General features: G+C 65.7%; 19 protein-coding genes. 15 read left to right on the top strand and 4 right to left on the bottom strand.

Annotation, left to right across the window (positions count from 1 at the left end):
• Window positions 1-13 precede the first annotated feature (13 nt).
• The 8 genes from IEX41_RS13370 (at window position 14) to IEX41_RS13335 (ending at window position 10381) form a co-directional block, all read left to right on the top strand.
• A complete protein-coding gene (locus IEX41_RS13370) occupies window positions 14-2284 on the top strand; it encodes a sensor histidine kinase NtrY-like (protein WP_188790753.1) in 2271 nt (756 codons plus the stop codon).
• Window positions 2281-3699: a nitrogen assimilation response regulator NtrX gene (gene ntrX / locus IEX41_RS13365; RefSeq protein WP_188790752.1), complete on the top strand. Its 1419-nt coding sequence runs from the start codon at window positions 2281-2283 to the stop codon at window positions 3697-3699. Before IEX41_RS13370 ends, ntrX begins: the two co-directional genes overlap by 4 nt.
• Complete coding sequence (locus IEX41_RS13360; RefSeq protein WP_229673213.1) at window positions 3692-4342, top strand: hypothetical protein; 651 nt, start codon at window positions 3692-3694, stop codon at window positions 4340-4342. Before ntrX ends, IEX41_RS13360 begins: the two co-directional genes overlap by 8 nt.
• Before the next feature lie 363 nt (window positions 4343-4705).
• Entirely contained in the window at window positions 4706-6082 is a 1377-nt protein-coding gene (gene trkA, locus IEX41_RS13355; RefSeq protein WP_188790751.1) for a Trk system potassium transporter TrkA, read from the top strand.
• 7 nt (window positions 6083-6089) lie between these two features.
• Window positions 6090-7604, top strand: coding sequence for a TrkH family potassium uptake protein (locus IEX41_RS13350; RefSeq protein WP_188790750.1), 1515 nt, complete (start codon window positions 6090-6092; stop codon window positions 7602-7604).
• 155 nt (window positions 7605-7759) lie between these two features.
• The gene (gene hfq, locus IEX41_RS13345; RefSeq protein WP_017467235.1) at window positions 7760-8002 is read left to right on the top strand and encodes an RNA chaperone Hfq; all 243 of its coding nucleotides are present in this window, start codon (window positions 7760-7762) and stop codon (window positions 8000-8002) included.
• A gap of 17 nt (window positions 8003-8019) precedes the next feature.
• Window positions 8020-9273 (top strand): GTPase HflX, encoded by a 1254-nt coding sequence (gene hflX / locus IEX41_RS13340; protein WP_188790749.1) that lies wholly within the window; start codon window positions 8020-8022, stop codon window positions 9271-9273.
• A gap of 169 nt (window positions 9274-9442) precedes the next feature.
• On the top strand, window positions 9443-10381 hold the full coding sequence (locus IEX41_RS13335; RefSeq protein WP_188790748.1) for an FUSC family protein: 939 nt from the start codon (window positions 9443-9445) through the stop codon (window positions 10379-10381).
• A gap of 2 nt (window positions 10382-10383) precedes the next feature.
• On the opposite strand, the gene IEX41_RS13330 is transcribed toward IEX41_RS13335, so the two are convergent.
• Together IEX41_RS13330 and IEX41_RS13325 are read right to left on the bottom strand one after the other, a co-directional pair.
• The gene (locus IEX41_RS13330) at window positions 10384-11310 is read right to left on the bottom strand and encodes an aminoglycoside phosphotransferase family protein (RefSeq protein ID WP_188790747.1); all 927 of its coding nucleotides are present in this window, start codon (window positions 11308-11310) and stop codon (window positions 10384-10386) included.
• Complete coding sequence (locus IEX41_RS13325) at window positions 11307-13766, bottom strand: penicillin acylase family protein (RefSeq protein WP_188790746.1); 2460 nt, start codon at window positions 13764-13766, stop codon at window positions 11307-11309. Before IEX41_RS13325 ends, IEX41_RS13330 begins: the two co-directional genes overlap by 4 nt.
• Before the next feature lie 124 nt (window positions 13767-13890).
• On the opposite strand from IEX41_RS13325, the gene IEX41_RS13320 reads away from it, so the two are divergent.
• Window positions 13891-14763: an NAD(P)-dependent oxidoreductase gene (locus IEX41_RS13320; protein ID WP_188790745.1), complete on the top strand. Its 873-nt coding sequence runs from the start codon at window positions 13891-13893 to the stop codon at window positions 14761-14763.
• A 309-nt stretch (window positions 14764-15072) separates the two neighbouring features.
• Here IEX41_RS13320 and IEX41_RS13315 read toward each other — a convergent pair whose 3' ends face one another.
• Entirely contained in the window at window positions 15073-15498 is a 426-nt protein-coding gene (locus tag IEX41_RS13315; RefSeq protein ID WP_188790744.1) for an OsmC family protein, read from the bottom strand.
• Between the two features lie 181 nt (window positions 15499-15679).
• Between IEX41_RS13315 and argS the strand changes: the two genes are divergently transcribed.
• From argS to scpB, 5 genes are all read left to right on the top strand, one after another.
• Window positions 15680-17422, top strand: coding sequence for an arginine--tRNA ligase (argS, locus tag IEX41_RS13310; RefSeq protein ID WP_188790743.1), 1743 nt, complete (start codon window positions 15680-15682; stop codon window positions 17420-17422).
• 139 nt (window positions 17423-17561) lie between these two features.
• Window positions 17562-18536: an SPOR domain-containing protein gene (locus IEX41_RS13305; protein WP_229673210.1), complete on the top strand. Its 975-nt coding sequence runs from the start codon at window positions 17562-17564 to the stop codon at window positions 18534-18536.
• 44 nt (window positions 18537-18580) lie between these two features.
• The gene (locus tag IEX41_RS13300; RefSeq protein WP_229673208.1) at window positions 18581-19540 is read left to right on the top strand and encodes a glycoside hydrolase family 3 N-terminal domain-containing protein; all 960 of its coding nucleotides are present in this window, start codon (window positions 18581-18583) and stop codon (window positions 19538-19540) included.
• On the top strand, window positions 19540-20352 hold the full coding sequence (locus IEX41_RS13295; RefSeq protein ID WP_188790740.1) for a segregation and condensation protein A: 813 nt from the start codon (window positions 19540-19542) through the stop codon (window positions 20350-20352). Before IEX41_RS13300 ends, IEX41_RS13295 begins: the two co-directional genes overlap by 1 nt.
• Entirely contained in the window at window positions 20345-21028 is a 684-nt protein-coding gene (gene scpB, locus IEX41_RS13290; protein ID WP_188790739.1) for an SMC-Scp complex subunit ScpB, read from the top strand. Before IEX41_RS13295 ends, scpB begins: the two co-directional genes overlap by 8 nt.
• 57 nt (window positions 21029-21085) lie before the next feature.
• Here the strand turns inward: scpB and IEX41_RS13285 are convergent, their stop codons facing one another.
• Window positions 21086-21751: a DUF1236 domain-containing protein gene (locus tag IEX41_RS13285; RefSeq protein ID WP_188790738.1), complete on the bottom strand. Its 666-nt coding sequence runs from the start codon at window positions 21749-21751 to the stop codon at window positions 21086-21088.
• A 576-nt stretch (window positions 21752-22327) separates the two neighbouring features.
• Between IEX41_RS13285 and IEX41_RS13280 the strand changes: the two genes are divergently transcribed.
• Window positions 22328-23659 (top strand): GGDEF domain-containing protein, encoded by a 1332-nt coding sequence (locus tag IEX41_RS13280; protein WP_188790737.1) that lies wholly within the window; start codon window positions 22328-22330, stop codon window positions 23657-23659.
• The last annotated feature ends 5 nt before the right edge of the window (window positions 23660-23664 follow it).

Raw genomic sequence — 23664 nt, 5'->3', positions numbered from 1 at the left:
ACGGAAATCCGGCGTGCGAAGCACGACATGGGCACGGCTGAGCCGCCTCAGGCGGCAAAGGCGGGTGCAAAACGTTGCGACGCTGGGGCTGGTCCTGCTTGGGCCGGTGCTGGCCTTCGCAACCTTCATCGCACTTGGCCCGCTGGACGTGGGACGTGGCACGGAACTGAGCCTGCGCTTCGTTCTGCTCGCGGACCTCGTGTACGTCATGGTGCTGGCGACCCTCGTGTTGCAGCGCGTGGCGCGGATGATCTCGGACCGCCGGGCGCAGTCGGCAGGCTCCCGCCTGCACCTTCGGCTGACCGGCGTCTTTGCTCTCATGGCGCTGCTGCCAACCATCACCGTCGCCGTCTTTGCCGTGCTGACCATCAACATCGGGCTCGAGACGTGGTTTTCGAGCCGCGTTCAGAACGTGGTGGGCGCGTCGCTGGAGGCGGCACAGGCCTACGAGGCCGAACAGCGCCGCGGCCTGACCGAGGACGTGGAGGCGCTCGCGCGTTTCGTCGACGGAGCCCGCCGCGCGAACTTTGCCTTCGACGACGGCGATCTGCGTCAGGTGCTGGGACAGGGGCAGGGCCAGATCCAGCGCGGCCTGCGTGAAGCCTACATCATCGACGGCGGCGGCGAGATCCGCGCCCGGGGGGAACGGTCGTATCTCTTTAATTTCGAACAGCCGAGCCTTGGCCAGATCGCGCTTGCGAATGATCAGGGCCTTGTTCTCGTGCCCGACTGGGACAACCACGAACTGCGCGCACTGGTCCCTCTCGAGGCTTACGCGGACCGCTATCTCTACGTGTCGAGGGACGTTGACGGCAACCTTCTGAACCTGCTCGACCAGACCCAGGCCACGGCGCAGTTCTACCAGCAGCAGGAAAGCGAACGGGGCAGGCGGCTCTTTGATTTCGCTCTGCTCTACCTCGGGTTCGCGGTGCTGCTGATTCTTGCGGCGATCTGGCTGGGCCTGTGGTTCGCCGAACGACTGGCGCGGCCGGTGGGCCGCCTTGCGGGGGCGGCGCAGCGGGTCGGGGCAGGGGATCTGGACGTGCAGGTCATCGAGGATGAGGGCGATGACGAAATCTCCATGCTTGGCCGCTACTTCAACCAGATGACCCGCCAGCTCAAAGGCCAGCGCGAGACGCTGCTTGAAAACACCCGCCAGATTGAACGCCGCCAGCGGCTGTTCGACAGCGTGCTGTTCTCGGTCACTTCCGGGGTGGTTGGCCTTGATGACAGCGGGCGTGTGACCTTCGTGAACCGCTCGGGCGAAAAGCTGCTCGGGTGGGAGGAAAGCCGGGCCGAGGTGCCGGTGAATGTCGCGGTCCCCGAGTTCGGCGCTCTGTTCGAAAAGATCCGCGATACCGGGCAGGAAACTGCGCAGGAAGAGGTCAAGGTCAGCCGCGATGGCCGGCTTGAACACCTGCTGGTGCGCATGTCCGTGCGCCGCCGCTCCGACGGCTCGCTCGAGGGCTACGTGATCGCCTTCGACGACGTGAGTGACCTCGTATCGGCGCAGCGCATGGCAGCCTGGGGCGACGTGGCCCGCCGTATCGCCCACGAGATTAAGAACCCGCTCACGCCCATCCGCCTCTCGGCCGAGCGCATCAAGCGCAAATTCGGCCGCCAGCTCGAGGCGCCGGATGCGGAAAAGCTTGACCAGATGACAGAGGTCATCGTCCGCCAGACCGAGGATCTGCGCCGCATCGTCGATGAGTTCTCCAAATTCGCACGCATGCCCGAACCCGACCGCCGGGCCGAGGATGTCGTGGCCCTGCTGCGCGGCGCTGTAATGTTGCAGGAGCACGGGCAACCTGACGTGCAGTTCACCGCCGACCTGCCCGACCACGAGCTGCCCGCCGAGCTGGACGCGACAATGATCGGGCAGGCGCTGACCAACCTCATCAAGAACGCCGGGGAGGCCATCGAGAGCCTGCGTGAGGCAGGGGCCCCCGAGGGGCATGTGCCACAGATCCGCGTGACCCTCACCGAACAGGACGGGCGCGCCGAGATCCGCATCATGGACAACGGCATCGGCCTTCCCGAGGACCGGGCGCGGCTGTTCGAACCTTACGTGACAACCCGCGATTCAGGCACCGGCCTCGGCCTGCCGATCGTCAAGAAGATCATCGAGGAGCACGGCGGCAGCCTGACCCTCGAGGACGCGCCCTTGTTTGAGGGCGCCACAAATGCCGGGGCGATGGCGGTGGTCCGCCTTCCCCTGGGGCTGGAGCCGGCACGCCCGGCCCACATGACCAGAGTGATTTCGGAATTAGAGGGGCAGACATGAGCGACATTCTTATCGTCGACGACGAGCGCGATATCCGGGAACTCATCGGGGACATCCTCGAGGACGAGGGCTATTCCACCCGACTTGCGGCCAACTCCACCGAGGCCATGGCCGAGGTCAACGCCGAACCGCCCGGTCTGATGATCCTCGATATCTGGCTGAAGGACAGCAAGATGGACGGGATCGACATCCTCAAGACCGTCAAGCGCGACAATCCCGACATCCCGATCATCATCATCTCGGGGCATGGCAACATCGAGATCGCCGTGGCGGCCATCAAGCAGGGCGCTTATGATTTCATCGAGAAGCCCTTCAACATCGACCAGCTGCTGGTGGTGATCCGCCGCGCCATGGAAACCTCGCGCCTGCGCCGTGAGAACAGTCAGCTGCGCCGCCGCGACGTGGAGGTCTCCGAGATGATCGGCGACAGCGCCGCCTACCGCGTCCTGCTGAGCCAGCTCGACAAGGTGACGAAATCCAACGGCCGTGTAATGCTCACAGGCCCCGCCGGGTCGGGAAAGGAGGTGGCCGCGCGTTACATCCACGCCCATTCCAGCCGCGCGCAGGGGCCCTTCGTGACCGTGAACTGCGCCGGGGTCGAGCCTGAGACCATGGAAGAGGTGCTCTTTGGCCGCGAAGGCCAGGAACGCGGGGTCGAGCAGGGGCTGCTCGAGCAGGCTCATGGCGGGGTGATTTTCTTCGACGAGGTCGCGGACATGCCCCTCGGCACCCAGTCCAAGATCCTGCGCGTGCTGGTGGACCAGAGCTTCACCCGCGTGGGCGGCACCGACAAGGTGCGCGTGGACCTGCGGGTGATTTCGTCCACCAACCGCGATCTCGATGCCGAGATCGCTGCCGGCACCTTCCGGCAGGAACTCTATCATAGGCTCAACGTGGTGCCGATCGCGGTCCCGAGCCTTGAGGATCGGCGCGAGGACATCCCCGTTCTGGCGGCGCATTTCATCGAGGCATGCAACAAATCCCAAGGGCTGCCGCTGCGTGAGCTTTCGGATGAGGCGGTGGCGTTGCTGCAAACCATGGTCTGGCCGGGCAATGTGCGCCAGCTCAAGAACCTTGTGGAGCGGGTGCTGATTCTCGGGGAGGGCACCGGCCCCATCGATGCGCGCGAGCTGCCGCAGGAAAGCACCCCGGCGGGCGACGAGGAAGGGCGCGTGGTGCTGTCTGGCACCCTGGCAACGCTGCCGCTGCGCGAAGCCCGCGAGGCGTTTGAACGGGAATATCTGCTCACCCAGATCAACCGCTTCGGTGGCAACATTTCCCGCACGGCAAGCTTCGTTGGGATGGAGCGGTCGGCGCTGCACCGCAAGCTGAAGTCGCTGGGCGTCGTGACCGGGCCGAAATCCGGCGGGCGGCTGGCCTATGTAGAAGATGACCAGGTGCAGCAGGTTGGCTGATCGCCGGCAACTTGCCGCCCTCGTGGGGGCAGGCCTCACCATGTTGCTGCTCGTCGCCTGCTCGGGCGGCGGCGGCGGCGCGGGGCCCGCGATGCCACTTGCCGCGACCGGGAACGTGGCCGAGGCGAGCACCGGTTCCGACACCGGAACGCTCGAGCAGCAGGTGACGGCCCTCACGGCCCGCCTGCGCGACCTTGGTCCCGGCGTTGATCCGGCCGAGGCCGCCCGCGCCGCCGAGATCGCCGTGCGCCAGCCGCTGCAATGGGCCCGGGAGTGGCAGGTCACCGACAGCCCGCTGGTCCACAACTTCAAGGTGGTCAACGGGCTGCGCGACAAGGGTGTCTGCCAGGACTGGGCCGATGCTTTGGAAATCGCACTCCACGCAGAGCGTTTCCGCACCCTCGATCTGCACCGCGGCATCGCCAATGCCCGCAACCTGTCGCTGGAGCACGCCTCGCTCATTATCACCGCGAAAGGCCAGCCCTGGGACGACGGCCTGCTGCTCGACCCATGGCGTATCGGGCAGGGCCGCCTCTTCGTAGCGCAAGTCCGCGAAGACCCGCGCTACACCTGGGAGAGCCGCGAGGCGGTACGCGCCTGGCACGCCGACTGGAAGCGCCGCGCCCTTGAAAGGCAAGGTTGAAGGCCAGCCCCGGCCTTCTTGACGCAACTATCCCGGAGAGCACGAGAGGCAGCGCCTCTCGTCGCTGCGGCAGGCAGCGTTGCTTCCACCCCCTCCCGAACTGCGGCCCTTCCGTCCCGGCCAGTGCTCCCCTTCTTGCTACGCCGCGGCACGTGCGCCTTTTTCCAGCTGGAAAAGGCGGCACCACGCTGCTCGGTAAGTTGAGGGGATGGTTGCGATTGCATGCCGAAGTCCACAACATCCTTGGGGGCCGCAGCTGCGCCGCGGGGCGGCTTGCGGAGCCTGCACGTTGACCACCCGGCAGCCGCGTGTCATTCCGTTATCCCAGAACGGCCCGGAAAGGGGCCCTACCGCGAGGAACGCATGAAGGTCATCATCTGCGGCGCAGGTCAGGTCGGCTGGCAGATCGCCCGCCATCTGTCGGGTGAACGCAACGACGTCACCGTCGTAGACAACAATCCCGAACTGGTGCGCCGCGCCACCGACACGCTCGATGTACAAGGGGTCGCCGGTTTCGCGTCCTACCCGGACGTGCTCGAGCGGGCCGGGGCCAAGGACGCGGACATGATCATCGCCGCGACCCATTCCGACGAGGTCAACATGGTTACCTGCCAGGTGGCCCACTCGGTCTTTGCCATTCCGCGCAAGGTGGCGCGCCTGCGCTCTCAAAGCTATCTCACGGCGATCTATTCGGACCTCTACCGCCGCGACCACATGCCCATAGATGTGGTGATCAGCCCCGAACGCGAGGTCGCCGAGGCGGCGTTGCAGCGCCTGTCGGCTCCGGCGGCCTTCGATACCGAGACCTTCCTTGACGGCAAGGCCCAGCTTCTGGGGCTGACCATCGAAGAGGATTGCCCGGTGGTCAACACACCCCTGCGGCAGCTGTCGGACCTGTTTTCGACCCTGCGCGCCGTGGTGGTGGGCGTGCGTCGTGACGGTACGCTCTTTGCCCCCGAAAGCCGCGACCAGCTGTTCGTTGGCGACTCCGTCTATCTTTTGGTGCACGGCGAGGACGTTGGCCGCACGCTCGAGATTTTTGGCAAGCATCACAAGAAGCAGGAGCGGGTGGTCGTTCTTGGCGGCGGCAACGTCGGTCTTGCCGTGGCCAGCGCGCTGGAAAAGCGCACCGAGCGCATCCGCGCCAAGGTCATCGAACGAGACCGCCGGCGCGCCGAACAGGCCGCGGACACGCTTGAGCGGACCATTGTGTTGCACGGCGACGGGCTTGATATGGGGCTGCTCAACGAGGCGGGCATCACCCGGGCCGACGCGGTGCTTTGCGTCACCGACGACGACAAGACCAACATGCTTGCCGCGGTGCGCGCCAAGTCCGCCGGCTGCCCCATGGCCATCGCCCTCGTCAACGATCCCACGCTGATCCCGCTGATGGAGCCGCTGGGCGTCGATGCGTGGATCAACCCGCGTTCCACCACCGTGTCGTCGATCCTGCGCCACATCCGCCACGGGCGGGTGCGGTCGGTCTATTCGATCGGCGACGCCGAGGCCGAGGTGATCGAGGCCGAGGTGCTCTCCACCTCGTCCATGGCCGGCAAGCGCATCCGAGAGATCGACTTCCCCGAGGGTGTCCTCGTGGGGGCCGTGCGCAAGGAGGACAAGGTCGTCCGTGTCACCGGCAACACCCGGATCGAGGACGGCGACCGGGTGGTCATCTTTGCTCTGACCAAGGACGTGGCGCAGGTGGAACGCCTGCTCCAGGTCTCCATCGACTTCTTCTGAGGCAGGGATGGGCGCGCTCACCCGGATGCCTCTGCTGCTGCTGCTCACGGGCATCGCCAGCGCGGCGATGATCCTGCCGGCGGCGGTGTCGCTTGCGCAGGAACAATACCACGATGCCCGCAGCTTTTTCTACGCGGCGCTTGTGGGCATGGTGCTGACCGCGCTCATCGCCATCGCGCAGGGCACGCGGCGCCACAATACGACGCCATCGCGACAGCTTTTTGCGCTTCTGGCGGCCTATGTGCTGCTGCCCGCAGTCATGGCGGTGCCGTTCCACGAGGCAGTGCGCACCACCACCTATCTCAACGCCTTCTTCGAGATGGTGTCGAGCTTCACCACCACCGGTGCCACTTTGTTTGATCCGGCGCGGCTGTCGGATGCCGAACACCTGTGGCGGGCGCAGGTCGGCTGGATGGGCGGGCTGCTCACATGGGTCGCGGCAGTGGCGATCCTCGCGCCGCTCACCCTCGGGGGCTTCGAGATCACCGCCAGCGGAGAGCCGGGCCAGAGCGTCGATGCCGGCGCCGCCCGGCGTGATACGTCCGACCCGGCGCAACGGCTGATGACCGCGTCGCGGGCACTGGTGCCGATCTACGGCGGGCTGACGCTGGCCTTGTGGATCATGCTGATGGTGGCAGGCGACCGGCCCCTCGTGGCGATCAGCCATGCCATGTCCACCATGTCCACCTCGGGGATCTCGCCAGTTGGCGGACCGCAGGCCGCCGGGTCCGGCATGGCAGGAGAGATGATCCTGTTCTGCTTCCTGTTCTTCTCGCTCTCGCGGCTCACCTTCTCGGGGGACACCGGCGCGGTCAACCGCCCTGGACTGCGCAAGGATCCCGAGTTCCGCATGGGCCTCGCCATTGCTGCACTGGTGCCGGTGGTACTGTTCCTGCGCCACTGGATCGCGTCCTTTGACGTGGGCGAAGAACAGAACCTGCTGATGGCGCTGCGGGCGCTCTGGGGCGGTGTCTTCACCGCGCTGTCTTTCTTGTCGACCACGGGCTTCGTGAGCGCCGACTGGGTGCAGGCGCAGGGCTGGTCGGGGCTGCCGACGCCGGGGCTGATCCTCATGGGGCTGTCCATTGTGGGGGGCGGGGTCGCCACCACCGCCGGTGGCGTGAAGCTGCTGCGCATCTATGCCCTGTTCGTCGCCGGCCGGCGCGAGCTGGAGCGTCTGGTGCATCCCCATTCGATCGGCCACTCCGGCGTGACCGCGCGGCGCATGAGGCGGCAGGGGGCGCTTATCGCCTGGGTGTTCTTCATGCTGTTTGCCATGTCCGTGGCGGCATTCTCGCTCATGTTCGCCATCCTCGGGCTCGATTTCGAAAACGCGATGGTGCTTACCGTGGCGGGACTGACCAACTGCGGCCCGCTCATCCGTGCCGCGGGCGAAGCGCCGGTCACGCTTGCCCAGACTAGCGACTGGGCGAAGCTGACCCTCGGCGCGGCCATGGTGCTCGGGCGGCTCGAACTGATGGCGATCATCGTGCTGCTTACCCCCGGCATCTGGCGCGATTGAGCCCTTGCAAGCCTCTTTGGCACAGCTGCATCGGTCCCGTGTCATTCGAACAAGGCATTGATTTTTGCACTGGAAGTTCCCGGATGCTGCCTCCATACTCGCCCGAAAGAGGGGAAAATCGCCATTTGGCGATCGCAAGAACAAAGGCAATATCAATGGCTTCGGACAGACAAAACCTGCAAGACGCATTCCTAAATCATGTGCGCAAGACAAAGGTTCCGGTCACTGTTTTCCTGATCAACGGGGTCAAGCTGCAAGGTGTCATCACCTGGTTCGACAATTTCTGCGTGCTTCTGCGTCGTGACGGGCAATCTCAGCTTGTCTACAAGCATGCGATTTCGACCATCATGCCCTCGCAGCCCATCAACCTTTACGACGGCGACGGCGGCAACGATTGAACGAACATGACAAGCACGTGACCCGCGCATGGGTCCTGCATCCCGACATTCGCTCGGACCGTGATCGCCGCGATGCGGAGATGGCGCTCGAAGAAGCCGTTGCACTGGCAGCTGCACTCCCCGACATCGATGTCGTGGGAGGTGATGTCGTGCCCGTGCGCGACCCGCACCCCGGGCATCTTTTCGGCACCGGCAAGATCGAAGAGCTGAAGGCGCATATCGAGGCCAACGAGATCGAGCTGGTGCTCGTCGACGGCCCCGTGAGCCCGGTCCAGCAGCGCAATCTTGAAAAGCAGTGGAAGGTGAAGCTGCTCGACCGCACCGGGCTGATCCTCGAGATCTTCTCGGACCGAGCCGCCACTCGCGAGGGTGTCCTGCAGGTCGAGATGGCGGCGCTGTCCTACCAGCGCACGCGCCTCGTGCGGGCCTGGACCCACCTTGAACGTCAGCGGGGCGGGCTTGGCTTTGTCGGTGGCCCTGGCGAAACGCAGATCGAGGCGGACCGCCGTGCCATTGACGAACAGCTGGTGCGACTGCGCCGGCAGCTCGACCGGGTGGTCAAGACCCGTGATCTGCATCGCAAGGCGCGCGCAAAGGTTCCGTTCCCCATCGTTGCACTGGTGGGCTACACCAACGCCGGGAAATCAACGCTGTTCAACCGCCTGACCGGCGCCGACGTGATGGCCAAGGACATGCTCTTTGCCACGCTCGACCCGACCATGCGGGCCGTGCGCCTGCCCACCGGGCTCGAGGTGATCCTGTCCGACACCGTGGGCTTTATTTCGGATCTGCCGACGGAACTGGTCGCGGCCTTCCGCGCCACGCTCGAAGAGGTGCTGGCCGCGGATATCGTCGTGCATGTGCGCGACATTGCGCACCCCAACACCGAAGAGCAGGCACGCGACGTTGAAAGCATCCTGTCCTCGCTGGGGCTGCCTGCAGAGGTGCCGCGCATCGAGCTGTGGAACAAGACCGACCGCCTGGATGCAGACACCCGCGAGGCACTTCTGGCGCGGGCAGCGCGTGAAGACGACATCTTTGCGGTCTCTGCCCTTACTGGCGATGGCCTGCCCGAGATGCTCGAGGCGGTGACCGAGCGGCTGCAGGGCGAGACCGTCGAGGAAACGCTGGTGCTGAGCTTTGACGACGGCAAGCGCCGGTCCTGGCTCTTCGGCAAGGGCCTCGTTCAGTCCGAGACGCAGGGCGAAGACGGCTTCCACCTGTCGGTGCGCTGGTCGGCCAAGGACCGGGCACAGTTCGAAACGCTCTGATCCGGTGACGGACCGCCGCGCAACAGGTCAGCGATCGGGCCAGCGATCGGGCCTCGCATCAGGTCAGGCATCGGGAGGGCCGTCGGGCTCCCAGTCAGAGCCTCCTTCAACTTCCGGCTCGAGCGCGTCGACTCGGCTGACGTCATGGCTTTTGGACGGCCCCCAGCCCATGGGCTGGACCGACGTGGGCATCTTGATGCTGGCGGTGCCGGTGGCGCCGCTGATCGCGGTGTCGATCTTCGGGCCCGTGGGCATGGCGGCCTTTGCCGCGGCCATGCCCGCACATCTGGCCAGCAAGGAGGGGGGCGCGCCCGTCGCGCTTCTGGCGACGCTGACCACAGGCCTTGGCGGCATGGTCGCCATCGGCAACCCGGTCATGGCGCTGATGGTGGCGGGCTGCCTTGCGGTGATGACCGCCATCGCCGCGCATCACCGCCTTGCGCGACCGGCCATGCGGGCAGTGCTGACATGGTGCCTTTTCACCTCGCCTCTGCTGCCCTCGGATGATCTGCCGCTTCTGTTCGCGCTCTACCTCGCGGGCATGATCTGGAGCATCGCTGTCACCGCCATCGCCAGCCGCATCAAGGAGCCCGAAGCCCAGGGCCGGCAGAGCCGCACCTACAGTTTTACCTTCGGCGCGGTCTTCGGCATCGGCCTCGTGGCCACGGTGTGGGCGGGGCAGCACTTCTTCGGCGAACACGGGTTCTGGCTGCCGCTGACCTTCGTCATCATGGCGCTGCCACCCTACGGCGGCATCCTCGGGCGCAGCATCAAGCGGGTGTTGGCGACCGTGCTGGGCACGCTCATGGCGCTTGGTGTCAGTGCGCTGGCGCTGCCAAGCTTCGGAGTGATCGCCTTGGCGCTTGCGGCTTTCCCGCTGGCCTTCCGGTTCATTCCGCGCAGCAATTTCACCGGCGTGACGCTGCTGACCTTCACGATCGTGGAGGGGTTGTCGCTGATTTCCGACATCGACATGCTGGCCCTGGACAGGGTCGAAACCGCGATCCTTGCCAGCGTCATGACCTTCGGCCTGTGGCTGCTGGCCTCCGGCGCGCTTCTGCTGCTCAAGCCCAAAGCCATGCGCGAGGCCATGGGCGAGGACAGCTGAGCCTAGCCGAACAGCGGCGCGTCCGCCGAGATGACGGCCCGTGCCGCATAGTAGCGCGCCGATTGCGCCACCGACGCGCTTTCAGGCGTGCGCGACCATTCTCCCAGCGCAAAGGTCCGTTGCAGGAACAGCACCGCCTCGGCGGGGATTTCGCAGGCCCCGTAACCCTTCGACAGGGCCGCGGCCATGGACCGAGGCGTGTGATCGCCGGCCTCGGCCATGGCGTCGATCAGCAGGGTGACCAGATCGCGCAGAGGCTCGTCGTGTTTCGCATTCTCGTAGTCCAAACCGATGACGCCCTCGGCAGTCGCCAGCAGGTTGGACAGGTGAAGGTCGCGGTGGGTGACCGCCCGCCACGCGGGCAGGCCGCGCAGGGCGGGGGCCATTGCGGTCAGTTCCTCGGCCTCGGCGGCGAAGTCCTTGGCATCGGGGTAGTTCCGCGTGCCGTCCGCCTGCCAGGCCAGCACCCGCTCCATCCACGAGACATGGCCCCTGGGGCGGAACGGGTGGGGCTGTGCCTCGAGGTCATGCAGCCGGCGCAGCCACCGGCCCGCCGCTTCCAGAAGATCGAGCTGTCCCGATGCGCCTTGATGCGGCCAGAGCGCCCGAAGGTTCGGCGTGTCCACGTAGGCCATTCCCAGCACCAGCCGGGCGTCGTCGAAAAAGATCACCTTCGGCGCGATACCCGCCTGTGCCACGACACGCTGGCGATCCGCCTGCGCCCGGGCCTTGCCTGCGCTGGCAGGGGCGTAGACCTTCACCGCGATACGGCGGTACGGGGTGGCGGCGCAGAACACCTGCTCGGGAAGCGGATGCTCGCGGTTCTTGAGGCAGCCAAGGCCCCACGGCCCGTCCTCGCCCAGATCCGCCAGCGCCGCGCGCGCGATGGCGCGGGCCTCGTCCTTGCCCAGCTGCGCCGCGCCGCTCATCGCGGCTCGAGCCGGGTCACACCGATGGAGGCCGCGCGGGCGAGGTCTTCGTCCAGTGACATAGGGATGTATTCACCACGCCGCCACAGGGTGCCAAGGTCGTCATAGTGTCGCGACAGGAAATGCCCGGACTGGCCGGTGGCGTTGATGAAGACCGACGAATCCGGGTCGGCGAAGTCGTAGACGCCCCGGTAGCCCGCGCCATGCACGCTCAGGAATGGCTCGGGACCGGTGCCGGCGCTGACCCCGCGCTCGAGCGTGAAATCTCCACCCGAGGTGCTCTGGCGGATGTTGACGAAATAGCGCAGCACCGGGATGTCGCCCAGCACCTGGTGCTTGTGCACCGCCTGGTGGGCATCGCCCCATCGCAGGCTTTCCAGTTGCGTGCCGTAGGTTTCGCCGATCCACACCAGCGCATCGTCCAGCGCCATACGCGCGATGTCGGAACAGGTCTCTTCCTTGACCGACCGGATCACGTCGCACCAGGTGGCGGCCCCGTCGACATCACGGAACACCCGTTCGATGAACAGTGGCTCCACGTGGGTGTATCGGTCCGCAAGCGGGCCCAATTCGTCGCGGATCAGCCGGTCCTGCAGGGCGCGCACCCAGGCGGCGTAGATCAGCGGCTCGGGGAGATGCTCGTTCATCTCGCCGTTCCAATCGGCCAGCAGATCGAGCGCGCGCTGGCGCTGGCGTTCCGGGGTGCCGTCCGGAGCCGCTTCGCCCGTGTACCACAGGTCGCGCCCGATCAACGGCAGCAGGGTGCGCGCCGCCGGGGACACGGTGTCGAGCTGCGCTTCGATAAAGCTGTCTCGGGTGTGCACCTGCCGCCCCTGCATGAGCTGGCTCCAGCGCATGACCCTCTGGCTGTCGCCCCAGTCAAAGCTGACATGCATGGGGAAGGGGCGGTCGATGATCTTGTTGTTCGTGTTGCCCAGGATGCCGCCCTCGGGATCGGTCCAGACCGGGTTGGCGCTGTCAGGCAGCATGCCCTGCCAGCGGTTCGCCTCGATCCAGCCGGGGCTGGGCAGGCGGCCCTGGCTCTGGTGGCGCGGATCACGCGACGGCATGGCACCTATCAGCTTCATGGCGATACCGTCTTTGTCGGTCAGCGTCAGCATCTGCGACGGCGCAACATAGAGCGGCGTCGTCTCCAGCGCCTCGTTCACGGTCTGCGCATGCATGAGGTCAAGCGCCGCGGTCATCGAGGTGTCCTCGGCCGACAGCGCCGTCCAGTTCATGCTGACCACGTGGCCCGGCGGGGTGATCGCCTCGAGATCGAAGCGCGAGCGGGGCAGCACGGGGCCGTTCTCGGTCCAGCGCAGGGTGACGGTGACGGGGGCCTCGCCGGCGATCTCGACGATGGAGCGGCGGGTGGTGAACTCGGCCCAGCCGTCCGGGGTTCGGTATTGCTGGGTGTTCTCGGGGTTGAGCTCCTCGATGTGGAGATCCTGATCGTCGAGGTAGGACGACGTGATCCCCCAGGCGAGGGTTTCGGACCGGCCCAGCATCACTGCCGGAACCCCGGGGATTGTGCCGCCGATGACACCGCCCGAAGCAAGGTTCAGCCGCGCGAGATACCAGGTCGAGGGCGCGGTGAAGCCCAGGTGCGGATCGTTGGCCAACAGCGTGCCGCCCCCGGCCGAGCGGGACGGCGCAGCCGCCCAGACGTTGGAGGCACCCGCAAGGCCGCGCTCGGGCACCGGCCAGACGCCCTGATCGTCTGCCGAGGCATAGCGCGGCATCGCCTTGCCGGGGAAGAGGCTGGCGTATTCGGGCAGTGCGGCAGTGCCGCTGCCGGGGATGTCGGGAAGGATGTCCTGCAGGCGGTCCGGGTCAGGCAGCAGAAGCGCGGTCTGGGCTCGCAGGATCTCGTCCCGGAACTGGCCCGACAGCTGCAGTGCCATGAGCTTGACGATAGCGATGCTGTCGGCAGGTTGCCACGGCGCCATGGGGGCATTGAAGACGAAGAACTCCGGCGCGCCGCGCCCGAGGCTCTGTTCGTTGATCTCGGTGATGCGGGCGTTGACGCCGGCGGCATAGGCGCGCAGCGCTGCTGTTGCCTCGGGTGATTGCGAGGCTACCGACCGTGTCGCAAGCGTGTAGAGGTCCAGCCGCCGCAGCAGCATGTCGGTGTCCAGCGTCCGCCGCCCGAACACCTCGGACAGGCGGCCCTGCACGGTACGGCGCAGCATCACCATCTGCCACAGCCGGTCCTGCGCATGGGCATAGCCGAGACCGTAGAACGCATCTTCGTCGTTTGTGGCAAAGATATGTGGCACGGCGGCATTGTCGCGCACGATCTCGACCTCGGCGCTGATGCCACCGGTGGTCAGCGTCTCGTTGTAGTCGGGCAGAGACCGCGAGGCGAGGTAATAGACCAGCAGCACGCCGACCACCGACAGGAAGATCGCCGCCGAGGCCAGCCGAAGAAGCCAGCGGAAGAGTGTCGCCATGGGGCCCGTCCCGGTTCTGTACGCTTGACCACGGGGCTTACCGCGCTGCCGCCCCCTTGCCAAGGGGCGGGCGAGACGCGACAGTCCCGGCAAAGGCATTGCAATGACAAAGGGGTGAAGAGCCATGGCCAAATGCGCATTTCTTGGATTGGGGGTCATGGGCCACCCGATGGCGGGCCACCTTGCGGCCGCCGGTCACGAGGTCACCGTCTACAACCGCACGGCCTCCAAGGCCGATGCCTGGGCGCAGCAGCACGGCGGCCGGATGGCCCCGACCCCGCGCGAAGCCGCCGAGGGCGCGGATTTCGTCATGGCCTGCGTTGGCAACGACGATGACCTGCGGCAGGTCTGCACCGGTGCGGATGGCGCCTTTGCTGGCATGTCAGAGGGCGCGATCTTCGTCGATCACACCACCGTCAGCTCTGCGGTGACGCACGAGCTTTACGCCATCGCCAAAGCCGAGGGCTTCGGTTTCGTGGATGCGCCGGTGTCCGGCGGGCAGGCCGGCGCGGAAAATGGCCAGCTCGTAGTGATGTGCGGCGGCGACCAACCCGATTACGACATGGCCGAGCCGGTGATCGCCGCTTATGCCAAGCTCTGCAAGCGTATCGGCGACAGCGGTGCGGGGCAGAAGTGCAAGATGGTCAACCAGATCTGCATCGCGGGGCTGGTGCAGGGCCTCTCCGAGGGCATGGCCTTCGCCGAGAAGGCGGGCATCGACGGCCGCGCGGTGGTCGAGGTGATCGGCGGTGGCGCTGCCGGATCGTGGCAGATGGTCAATCGTCACGAGACCATGCTTGATGACAAGTTCGACCACGGCTTCGCGGTGGACTGGATGCGCAAGGATCTCGCCATCTGCCTCGCCACCGCCGAGGAGATCGGTGCTTCGCTGCCCGTCACCGCGCTTGTGGATCAGTTCTACAAGGACGTTCAGTCCATGGGCGGGGGCCGCTGGGACACTTCGAGCCTCGTCAAGCGCCTCAAGGCCTTCGACTGAAAGAGGTGCGCTCACTCTCATGCGTGATCCGGTACGAGTGTCGCTCGCGGACGTGATGCAGAAGACCGCGACCGACCTCTGCATGACACCACGGCGCGCCGGAATATCTGTGCGCCGCCCGTCTTCTTCTGTTTGAAAACACGCCGGGGGGGAATTGGCGAAGCCAAGGGCGGCAGCGCCCCCATTCTGCCCTGTCACAGGCGCTCCGCCGGGCAAAGTCGAAGCCTCCCCACAAAAAAAACGGCGCCCGTGTGAGCGGGCGCCGTTTTGCTGTTACCGAGCGGGCATTGCCCGCGAGGCCACGAAAGATCAGGCCAGCTTGGCGTCCATCGTGATGTCGGTGTCGAGCAGCTTCGAGATCGGGCAGTTTTCCTTGGCAGCATTTGCCGCCTCGGCGAAGTCCTCGGCGGAGGCGCCTGGCACCACCGCGGTCACTTCGAGGTGGCTGCCCTTGATGGCAAAGCCGTCGCCTTCCTTGTCCATGGAAATGGTCGCCTTGGTCGAGATATCATCGGCCGTGAACCCGGCATCGCCAAGGATCATGCTCAGCGCCATGGAGAAGCAACTCGCGTGCGCCGCGCCGATCAGCTCTTCGGGGTTCGAGCCCGGCTCGCCCTCGAAGCGCTTCTTGAAGCCGTAGTTCACGGCGTCGAGAACGCCGGATTCGGTGGAAATGGTTCCGGTGCCCTCGGTGAGGCTGCCTTTCCAGTTGGCGGATGCGCTCTTGCGGATCATGTCGTGCTCCTTTTGGCCGTGTTCATGGGGCCGCCCTTTGGCGACCGTCATTGCCATAACGCCGGGACGGCGCGCGGAGTTGCATTGAGACTTTGCATGAAGAGACTTTGCACGGACCGGGATATTTGACGCCACGCCTCGAAGTGGTACAGGAAGCGCAACTTCCCAGGAGACGCGACAGATGAACCTCTTCACCGATATCCGTGCGCTCGTGCTTGACGCGATCGAGGCGCTTCAGTCCGAAGGCACCCTGCCGGGCGATCTGAACACCGCGCCCGTGACGGTGGAGCCGCCCCGCGACCCGCTGCACGGGGACATGGCCACCAATGCCGCCATGGTGCTTGCAAAGCCCGCGAAGATGAAGCCCCGCGACATCGCCGATGCGCTGGCCGCCAAGATCGGCGCCGACGACCGCATCACCTCGGCGGAGGTCGCGGGTCCGGGCTTCCTCAACCTGCGCCTTGCGCCGTCTCTCTGGCAGGGCCTGCCCGCCACGATCCTGCAGCAGGGCACCGATTTCGGCCGTTCGCCCATGGGGCAGGGCGCGAAGGTCAACGTGGAGTACGTTTCGGCCAATCCGACAGGCCCGATGCACGTGGGCCATACCCGCGGCGCGGTCTTTGGCGACGCGCTGGCCAGCCTGCTCGATTTCGCAGGCTACGATGTGACGCGTGAATACTACATCAACGACGGCGGTGCACAGGTCGACGTGCTCGCGCGGTCGGTCTACCTGCGTTACCTCGAGGCGCATGGTCACGAGGTCGAGTTCCCCGATGGCACCTATCCCGGCGAGTACCTCGTCGCGGTGGGCGAACGGCTCAAAGAAAAGGTTGGCGATGCCTACGTGGACCAGCCCGAGGCGGTCTGGCTCGAAGAGGTGCGCGCCTACGCCACCGAGGCGATGATGGACCTCATCCGAGAGGATCTCGCGCTTCTGGGCGTGAAAATGGACCATTTCTTCTCGGAAAAGTCGCTCTACGGCACCGGAAAGATCGAGGCGGCCATCGACAGCCTCAAGTCCAAGGGCCTGATCTACCGCGGCACGCTCGAGCCGCCCAAGGGCAAGCTGCCCGAAGACTGGGAGCCGCGCGAGCAGACGCTGTTCAAGTCCACCGAACACGGTGACGACGTGGACCGCCCGATCATGAAATCGGACGGCGCATGGACCTATTTTGCGCCCGATATCGCCTATCATTACGACAAGGTGATCCGCGGCTACGACCAGCTGATCGATGTCTTCGGCGCCGACCACGGCGGCTATGTCAAGCGAATGAAGGCCGCCGTTTCGGCGCTCTCCGATGGCAAGACGCCCCTCGACATCAAGCTCATCCAGCTGGTGAAACTCTTCAAGAACGGCGAGCCCTTCAAGATGTCCAAGCGGGCAGGGACCTTCGTCACCCTGCGTGACGTGGTCGAGGAAGTGGGCCCGGACGTCACCCGCTTTGTCATGCTGATGCGCAAGAACGACGCGCCCCTCGACTTCGACTTCGACAAGGCGATCGAGCAGTCCAAGGAAAACCCGGTCTTCTACGTGCAATACGCCCATGCCCGGATCTGCTCGGTGCTGCGCAAGGCCGATGCCGCAGGGGTCGACGTGTCCGATGCCACGCTCAAGGCGCAGGACCTGTCCTCGCTCGACCACGCGGCAGAGCTGGGGCTGATGAAAAAGCTGGGGGAATGGCCGCGCCTCGTGGAGATCGCAGCCAAGGGCCATGAGCCCCACAAGGTCGCGATCTGGCTTAACGAACTGGCCTCGGACCTGCACGGTCTGTGGAACCGCGGCCATGACGAACCGGGCCTGCGCTTCCTTCAGGATGACGCGCAAACCTCTCAGCGCAAAATCGCGCTCGCCCGGTCCGTCGCGGTTGTCATTTCGGCCGGTCTTGGTATCTTGGGCGTGACCCCGATGGACGAAATGCGCTGAGCCTAGACGCCGCGCCGCCATTGGTGGACGGGCAGACCGCCGGCGCCCAAGGGTGCCGGACAGCGAGGCAGACATGGCGGAATTCACCTATCACGGGCCTGCGGACCAGCAGGCGCCGAAGGGATTCAGAGCAGCGAACATGGCCAATTGGGCCGGCGCGGCGATCTCGCTCGCGCTGGTCGTCGGCGTGGGCGTCTGGGGCTACAAGCTTCTCGTGCGCGACGTGACAGGCATCCCAGTGGTGCAGGCCATGGAGGGACCCATGCGCGTTGCCCCCGAAAACCCGGGCGGAATGCTGGCGGACCACCAGGGCCTCGCGGTGAATGACGTGGCAGGCACCGGCCTTGCGACCCCTGTCCCCGACAAGCTTCTGCTGGCGCCTGCGCGCTTTGGTCTGAGCGATGACGACCTGCCCGCCGATGAATTGCCGAAACCCTCAGTTGCTGCCCAGCCCGCGCCGGATGCCACCGCGCAGCTTGGCCAGGACGGAGGCGAGATGGCCATGGCGGATGGCGATTCCGATCCCATGGAAATGCTGGCCAACCAGATCGCCGGTGACGCCTCGCCGTTTGGGCCGGTGAGTGACGAGACACAGATGCAGCCCGAAAACGTCGAGGATGTTCTGGCCATGCTTGGCGCCGAACAGGAAGCCGAGGCAGCAGCCGCTGCCGCCGAAGAAGAAGGTGATCCCGAGCCGGTTATCATCACCAGCAACACCCCCGCCGGGGCGCTGGTTCGCTCATTGCGCCCCAAGACGCGCCCCACCGCGCTGTCGACCGACCCGGTCGCCGCTGCTGTCACCGCCGTGACCTCTGCCCCCCCTCAGAACGAAGTGCAGGAGCTTGACCCGGCAAGCTTACCGGCAGGCACCCGTCTTGCTCAGCTTGGCGCCTATGACAGCGCTGAAACCGCCCGGTCGGAATGGGATCGCTTCACCAGCCGCTTCGGCGAGTTCATGGAGGGCAAGGACCGGGTGATCGAACGGGCCACCAGCGGGGGCAGGGTGTTCTACCGCCTGCGCGCTGCGGGCTTCGAGGATATCTCTGACGCGCGCCGGTTCTGCGCGGCCTTCGTCGCCGAGAACGCCGATTGCATCCCGGTGACGACCCGTTGACGCGCCGCCGTTTCGGAGCAGCCATTCTTGGACCGTCGGGCCCCGTGCTGACCAGCGGGGAGCGTCAGTTCTTCCATGAGTCCAATCCCTTCGGCTTCATCCTTTTTGCCCGCAACCTCGAGACGTCGCACCAAGTGAAGGCGCTTTGCGATGATCTGCGCGACAGCGTGGGCCGCGATGCGCCGATCTTCATCGACCAAGAGGGTGGCCGGGTGCAGCGCCTGCGCCCGCCGCTCGCGCGCGATTGGCTGCCGCCGCTTGACGATGTGCTGCGCTACAGCGACAACGCTGCCGAGGCCATGCGCCTGCGCTATCGCATCATCGCCGCAGAGTTGCGCAGCCTTGGCATTGACGGCAACTGTGCGCCGATGCTCGACGTGGCGCGGGCCGAAACGCACCCCTTCCTGCGCAATCGCTGCTATGGCTCGGATGCCGCCGAGGTGGCCCGCATCGGCCTTGCCGTGGCGCAGGGGCATCTTGATGGCGGCGTGTTGCCGGTGATCAAGCACCTGCCGGGCCATGGGCTTGCGCAGATGGACAGCCACAAGGACCTGCCGCGCATCAATGCCCCGCGCGAGGAACTGGACCGCGTCGATTTCGCCGCCTTCCGCCCGCTGGCAAAGATGCCGTTGGGGATGACTGCGCACCTTGTGTTCGAGGGGCTCAACACTGAACCGGCCACAATCGACCCTTCGATGATCCGCCTTATCCGCGAGGATATCGGGTTTGGCGGCCTGCTGATGACCGACGATCTGTCCATGGAGGCCCTGTCCGGCACGGTGCCCGAGCGGGGCGCTGCCGCCATTGCCGCGGGCTGCGACTGCGCGCTGCACTGCAACGGCGACATGGCCGAGATGGCGCCCCTGATGGCGCTGATAGATGAGATGACCGAGGCTGCTCAGCTGCGGGCTGAGGCCGCCCTGTCGGCGCGCATCGCGCCCGGTGCTGTTGACATGGCCGCCCTCGAGGCGGAGCTTGAAGGCCTTCTGTCCAGGCACCCCTGATGAGCGAAAACCAGACCGAACCGAATGTCGCGTCGCTCAGCGTCGCCGACCGCCTTGCTGCCGAGGCGCTCATCGTCGATGTGGACGGGTTCGAAGGCCCGCTCGATCTGCTGCTGACCCTGTCGCGCACCCAGAAGGTGGACCTGCGCAAGGTCTCTGTCCTGCAGCTGGCGCGCCAGTATCTTGCCTTCGTGGAAAAAGCGAGCGCGCTGCGGCTTGAACTGGCCGCGGATTACCTCGTGATGGCGGCTTGGCTCGCCTTCCTGAAATCGCGCCTTCTGCTGCCCCCCGATCCCACCGAAGCGGGCCCCTCGGGCGAGGAGATGGCCGCGCATCTGGCCTACCAGCTGGAACGGCTGCAGGCGATGCGCGATGCGGCGGCGCGGCTCATGGCGCGCGACCGGCTGGGGCGCGATTTCTTTGCCCGCGGCATTCCCGAGGGCGTCGAACGGGTGCGCCGGGTGCGCTACACCGCGACGCTTCTGGACCTGATGCAGGGCTATGCGCGCATCCGGACCCGCGACGAATTCCGCCCCTTCGTCATGGACCGCGATGCGGTCTACACCATGGAAGAGGCGCTCGGGCGCATGCGCGGCTTGCTGGGCTTTGCCGGACAGTGGACCGACATTTCCTCCTGGTTGCCAGACGGATGGGATGATGATCCGGCTAAATGGCGCTCTGCCACCGCCTCGACCTTTGCCGCCTCGCTCGAGCTGGTCAAGGAAGGCCATGCCGAGCTGCGCCAGACCGACAATTTCGCGCCCATCGAGCTGCGCAAGACCGACCGAAAGAGTGGCAAGGCCAATGACTGACGACGATGACCTCACCCCCGGAGCCGCTGCCGAGGGCGATGAACCCGAGGCGAGCCTGTTCGAGGCACCGCCCATGGACGAACAGGAGCGCATGGTCGAGGCGATCCTTTTCGCCTCTGCAGAACCAGTGAGCGTGCGCGAGCTTCTGAGCCGCATGCCCCACGGATCGGAACCGGTCGAGGCGCTGCGTCTTCTCAAGCAGCGTTACCAGGGGCGAGGTGTCACCTTGCAGCGCGTGGGCGAGGCGTGGGCCATGCGGACGGCACCCGACCTCGGTTACCTCATGCAGAAGGAAACGGTCGAGACGCGCAAGCTCAGCCGCGCCGCGATCGAGACCCTTGTCATCATCGCCTACCACCAGCCGGTGACCCGCGCCGAGATCGAGGAAATCCGCGGGGTGTCGGTGTCTAGGGGTACGGTGGACCAGCTGCTCGAGATGGAATGGATCCGTTTCGGTCGCCGCAAGATGACCCCGGGCCGCCCGGTGACCTTCGTGGTGACGGAGAGCTTCCTCGACCACTTTGGCCTCGAGAACGCCCGCGATCTTCCCGGCCTCAAGGACCTGCGCGCTGCTGGCCTGCTCGAGAACCGGCCGCCACCGGGTATGACGTCGCTTGGCGGAAGCAATGACGAAGAAGACGACAGCGCCGATCAGAGCGAGCTTTTCGGCGACTGATCATTGAAAAAGGCCGCCCCCCGGGGGAGACGGCCTCGGCGTTACCAATGTGATGGATCAGCGAACAACCTGCACGATGGTGCGGCTTTCAGTGTCGACGACCACCGGCAGCCGGTTGACGTTGACATAGCTGTAATCGCTGTCCGGAACGGAGTAGAGTTCGACCTCCTGCGGGATACCTGCGCCCGGGACGACTTCACCGGTCAGGTAAACCGGTTCGACCGGGTTCTGGCGAATGTAGGTCACGGTCGTCTCGTCGGTTTCAGCCGCACCCCCAAGCCCGGCACCGGCCACAAGACCCGCAGCCGCAGCCGCCGGACCACCGATGAGCAGAGCCCCTGCCGCCGCGCCCCAGAGGCCGCCGGCTGCTGCGCCGGTCGCGGTTTCGGACGTATCCTCGTAGGTTACGGTTTCGATGCTTACCGAGGACGGCGCATTGTAAAGAACCACGGGTTCTTCCTCGACCGGGGTGGTGAGGTAGGCTGCATAGGCCCAACCCTGCTGGCCGTCAAAGCTGACCTCGCACCATTCGCCGTCGTCGAGGCAGCCGACAACTTCGACATCCCCGGCGGCAGGGATGACGGATTCGATGGCGTATTCGGGTCCCGGACCCGCACGAAGGTTGAGCTCGGTGGTGGCACTGGCGCTGAGGGCTGCCATGGCGGGGCTGACGAGAAGGCCGACGATGCCGGTCGACAGGAGAAGTGGCTTGGCGAAGCGCATGGTTGGCGTCCTTTTAAACGATTTGATCTTCCGCAAGGGTGCGGCGTGGCAGGACAACCGCCGACGCGGACATCGCGTTCCGCGCCGTACTCATGCCACAGGACCGAAATCGGCAAATCAACGTCACGCCGTTACCGCTGATGAGCGCCCCGCCGCCACTGCTGGTGAGGGGTGGAACTGACTACGTTGTGAGGTGTTCTTTTGGGTTTCGCGTGTCATGACAGAGGCTTGATAGCGATTTCGACTTCTTTTGCGCTACGCCTGTCCCCGTTCGCCGCGTGCGCAGCCGAGGGAGGTTTGTCATAAACACCAACCGTATCGTGAGCATGATCCTGCGCCATGTGCTGCGCCAGCTAACGACGCGCTCTTCCTGTGGCGGAACCAAGGGTGTCCCTCGCTGGCAGCGCTTCCTATCGTGCGGGACGGGCAATCCGTTTGCTCCGCCGCAGCGGCCGGTTGTGACCGCTCGGGCCGAGGACATCATTTTCGCGACCGCGCATTAAGCAAGGCTAAAGGGAGACGGCCTTATACTTCGGGGGCATGCCGGATGGTTGGCGGCGCTCTCGGGAGACGAAGATGAGCAGGCAAGGTCTCGACACCCTATTATTCAACGCGCCCCGGGATGATGCCGCCGCGATCTTTCCAGGGCTGCGCAGCATGGTATGGTTGCGCTACGCCTGCCTCGGGGTGGTCGGGCTGTGCTGCCTAATGGCGCTCGAAGGGCACCTCTTTGGGATCGAGGTGTTCTATTCCTTTCACGGCAAGGCGGTGTTTTCCGTCCCTACACTGGTCGCGATGTCGCTGTCGGCGGCGGCGGTGCTGTTGCAGCATCCCCTGCGCGGCGTCGGGCGGCCCGAAGGCAGCCTGTGGCTTGCGGTCATCGTGACCGCCATCGCGTCACGGGTGTTGCACGAACGTGGGTTGTCCGTCGGTCCCGGGGAAATGGGCGCCAACACCGCGGTTTCCTTCGTCCTGCTCGCCGTCGGACAGCTCAGCTTTGCAAGGCTGCGGCAGGCGTCGTTCACCTTGTCCATGATGTCGATGACGCTGCCATTTCTTGCCCTCTCGGGCTACCTCTACAATGAGCCGCGCATCAGCGGCGCTATGTCCTTGTCCACAAGCATCGCGCTACTTTGCCTTGGCATTGCCTCGACGGCGCGTTTTGCGCGGCGGCCGATGATGCGATCGGTGATCAGCGCGTCACGGGTGGGCCATGCCATCCGTGTGACCACACTTCTCTGGGTCGGTTGGCTGGTGATGACGTCGATCGCGATGCGTATGGCGGATCCCGAGGCAAGGGAACTCATGGCGGTGTTCATGCTGATCCTGTCCTCCATCGCGGCAGTCATCGCCATGCTCCATATCGCACAGAACGCGGAACAGAGGCGGCTTCGCCATCGGTCCCGCGACCGTTCCGTTGCCGGAGCGCTGGAGCGTGACAGCTTGACCGGCCTCCACGACCGCAGGATGGCCGAGCTGTTCATGCACAGTTTCGGCAGCCAGAGCGCTGTGAGCCTGATGCTGATCGGCATCGACCAGTGGGGGGCCGCGCAGCGCCGGCTAGGCCCGGATGCCGCGGAAGAGATGTTCCGGCAGATGTGCTCTGCGCTACGGGCCGAGGTAGGCGCGGACGAACAGCTGGTGATGTGGCAGAAGGGGAGGGTGCTCGTGATGTCGCGCGCAGCCAGCGCAGAGTGGATCAAGCAGCGAGCCGAGCAGCTGAGGAACTGCGCCATGTCCGGCCTCAGCGGCGACGAGGGTGCGGATCAGTGGACTGTCTCTGCCGGTGCCTCTTGCACCCGCAAGGGTGACACGAGCATGGAGCCGGGCATCTTCCGTGCCATTTCCGCCCTCGTCGAGGCGGAGCGCGTCGGATGTGACAGGGTCGTGCTCGCTCTTGTCGCCTGAGGATT

Source organism: Salipiger pallidus, from assembly GCF_014643635.1.
GTDB lineage: Bacteria > Pseudomonadota > Alphaproteobacteria > Rhodobacterales > Rhodobacteraceae > Salipiger > Salipiger pallidus.
The sequence above is the reverse complement of the archived record's forward strand: the minus strand, read 5'-3'. Positions and strand labels throughout refer to the sequence as shown.

Excerpts from the sequence above, each read along its gene's own strand:
- IEX41_RS13350 (WP_188790750.1), top strand. The coding sequence starts at position 6,090 with ATGGGCGCGCTCACCCGGATGCCTCTGCTGCTGCTGCTCACGGGCATC.
- ntrX (WP_188790752.1), top strand. The coding sequence starts at position 2,281 with ATGAGCGACATTCTTATCGTCGACGACGAGCGCGATATCCGGGAACTC.
- IEX41_RS13280 (WP_188790737.1), top strand. The coding sequence starts at position 22,328 with ATGAGCAGGCAAGGTCTCGACACCCTATTATTCAACGCGCCCCGGGAT.
- scpB (WP_188790739.1), top strand. The coding sequence starts at position 20,345 with ATGACTGACGACGATGACCTCACCCCCGGAGCCGCTGCCGAGGGCGAT.
- trkA (WP_188790751.1), top strand. The coding sequence starts at position 4,706 with ATGAAGGTCATCATCTGCGGCGCAGGTCAGGTCGGCTGGCAGATCGCC.
- IEX41_RS13330 (WP_188790747.1), bottom strand. The coding sequence starts at position 11,310 with ATGAGCGGCGCGGCGCAGCTGGGCAAGGACGAGGCCCGCGCCATCGCG.
- hfq (WP_017467235.1), top strand. The coding sequence starts at position 7,760 with ATGGCTTCGGACAGACAAAACCTGCAAGACGCATTCCTAAATCATGTG.
- argS (WP_188790743.1), top strand. The coding sequence starts at position 15,680 with ATGAACCTCTTCACCGATATCCGTGCGCTCGTGCTTGACGCGATCGAG.
- IEX41_RS13325 (WP_188790746.1), bottom strand. The coding sequence starts at position 13,766 with ATGGCGACACTCTTCCGCTGGCTTCTTCGGCTGGCCTCGGCGGCGATC.
- IEX41_RS13315 (WP_188790744.1), bottom strand. The coding sequence starts at position 15,498 with ATGATCCGCAAGAGCGCATCCGCCAACTGGAAAGGCAGCCTCACCGAG.
- IEX41_RS13295 (WP_188790740.1), top strand. The coding sequence starts at position 19,540 with ATGAGCGAAAACCAGACCGAACCGAATGTCGCGTCGCTCAGCGTCGCC.
- IEX41_RS13285 (WP_188790738.1), bottom strand. The coding sequence starts at position 21,751 with ATGCGCTTCGCCAAGCCACTTCTCCTGTCGACCGGCATCGTCGGCCTT.
- IEX41_RS13320 (WP_188790745.1), top strand. The coding sequence starts at position 13,891 with ATGGCCAAATGCGCATTTCTTGGATTGGGGGTCATGGGCCACCCGATG.
- IEX41_RS13305 (WP_229673210.1), top strand. The coding sequence starts at position 17,562 with ATGGCCAATTGGGCCGGCGCGGCGATCTCGCTCGCGCTGGTCGTCGGC.
- IEX41_RS13335 (WP_188790748.1), top strand. The coding sequence starts at position 9,443 with ATGGGCTGGACCGACGTGGGCATCTTGATGCTGGCGGTGCCGGTGGCG.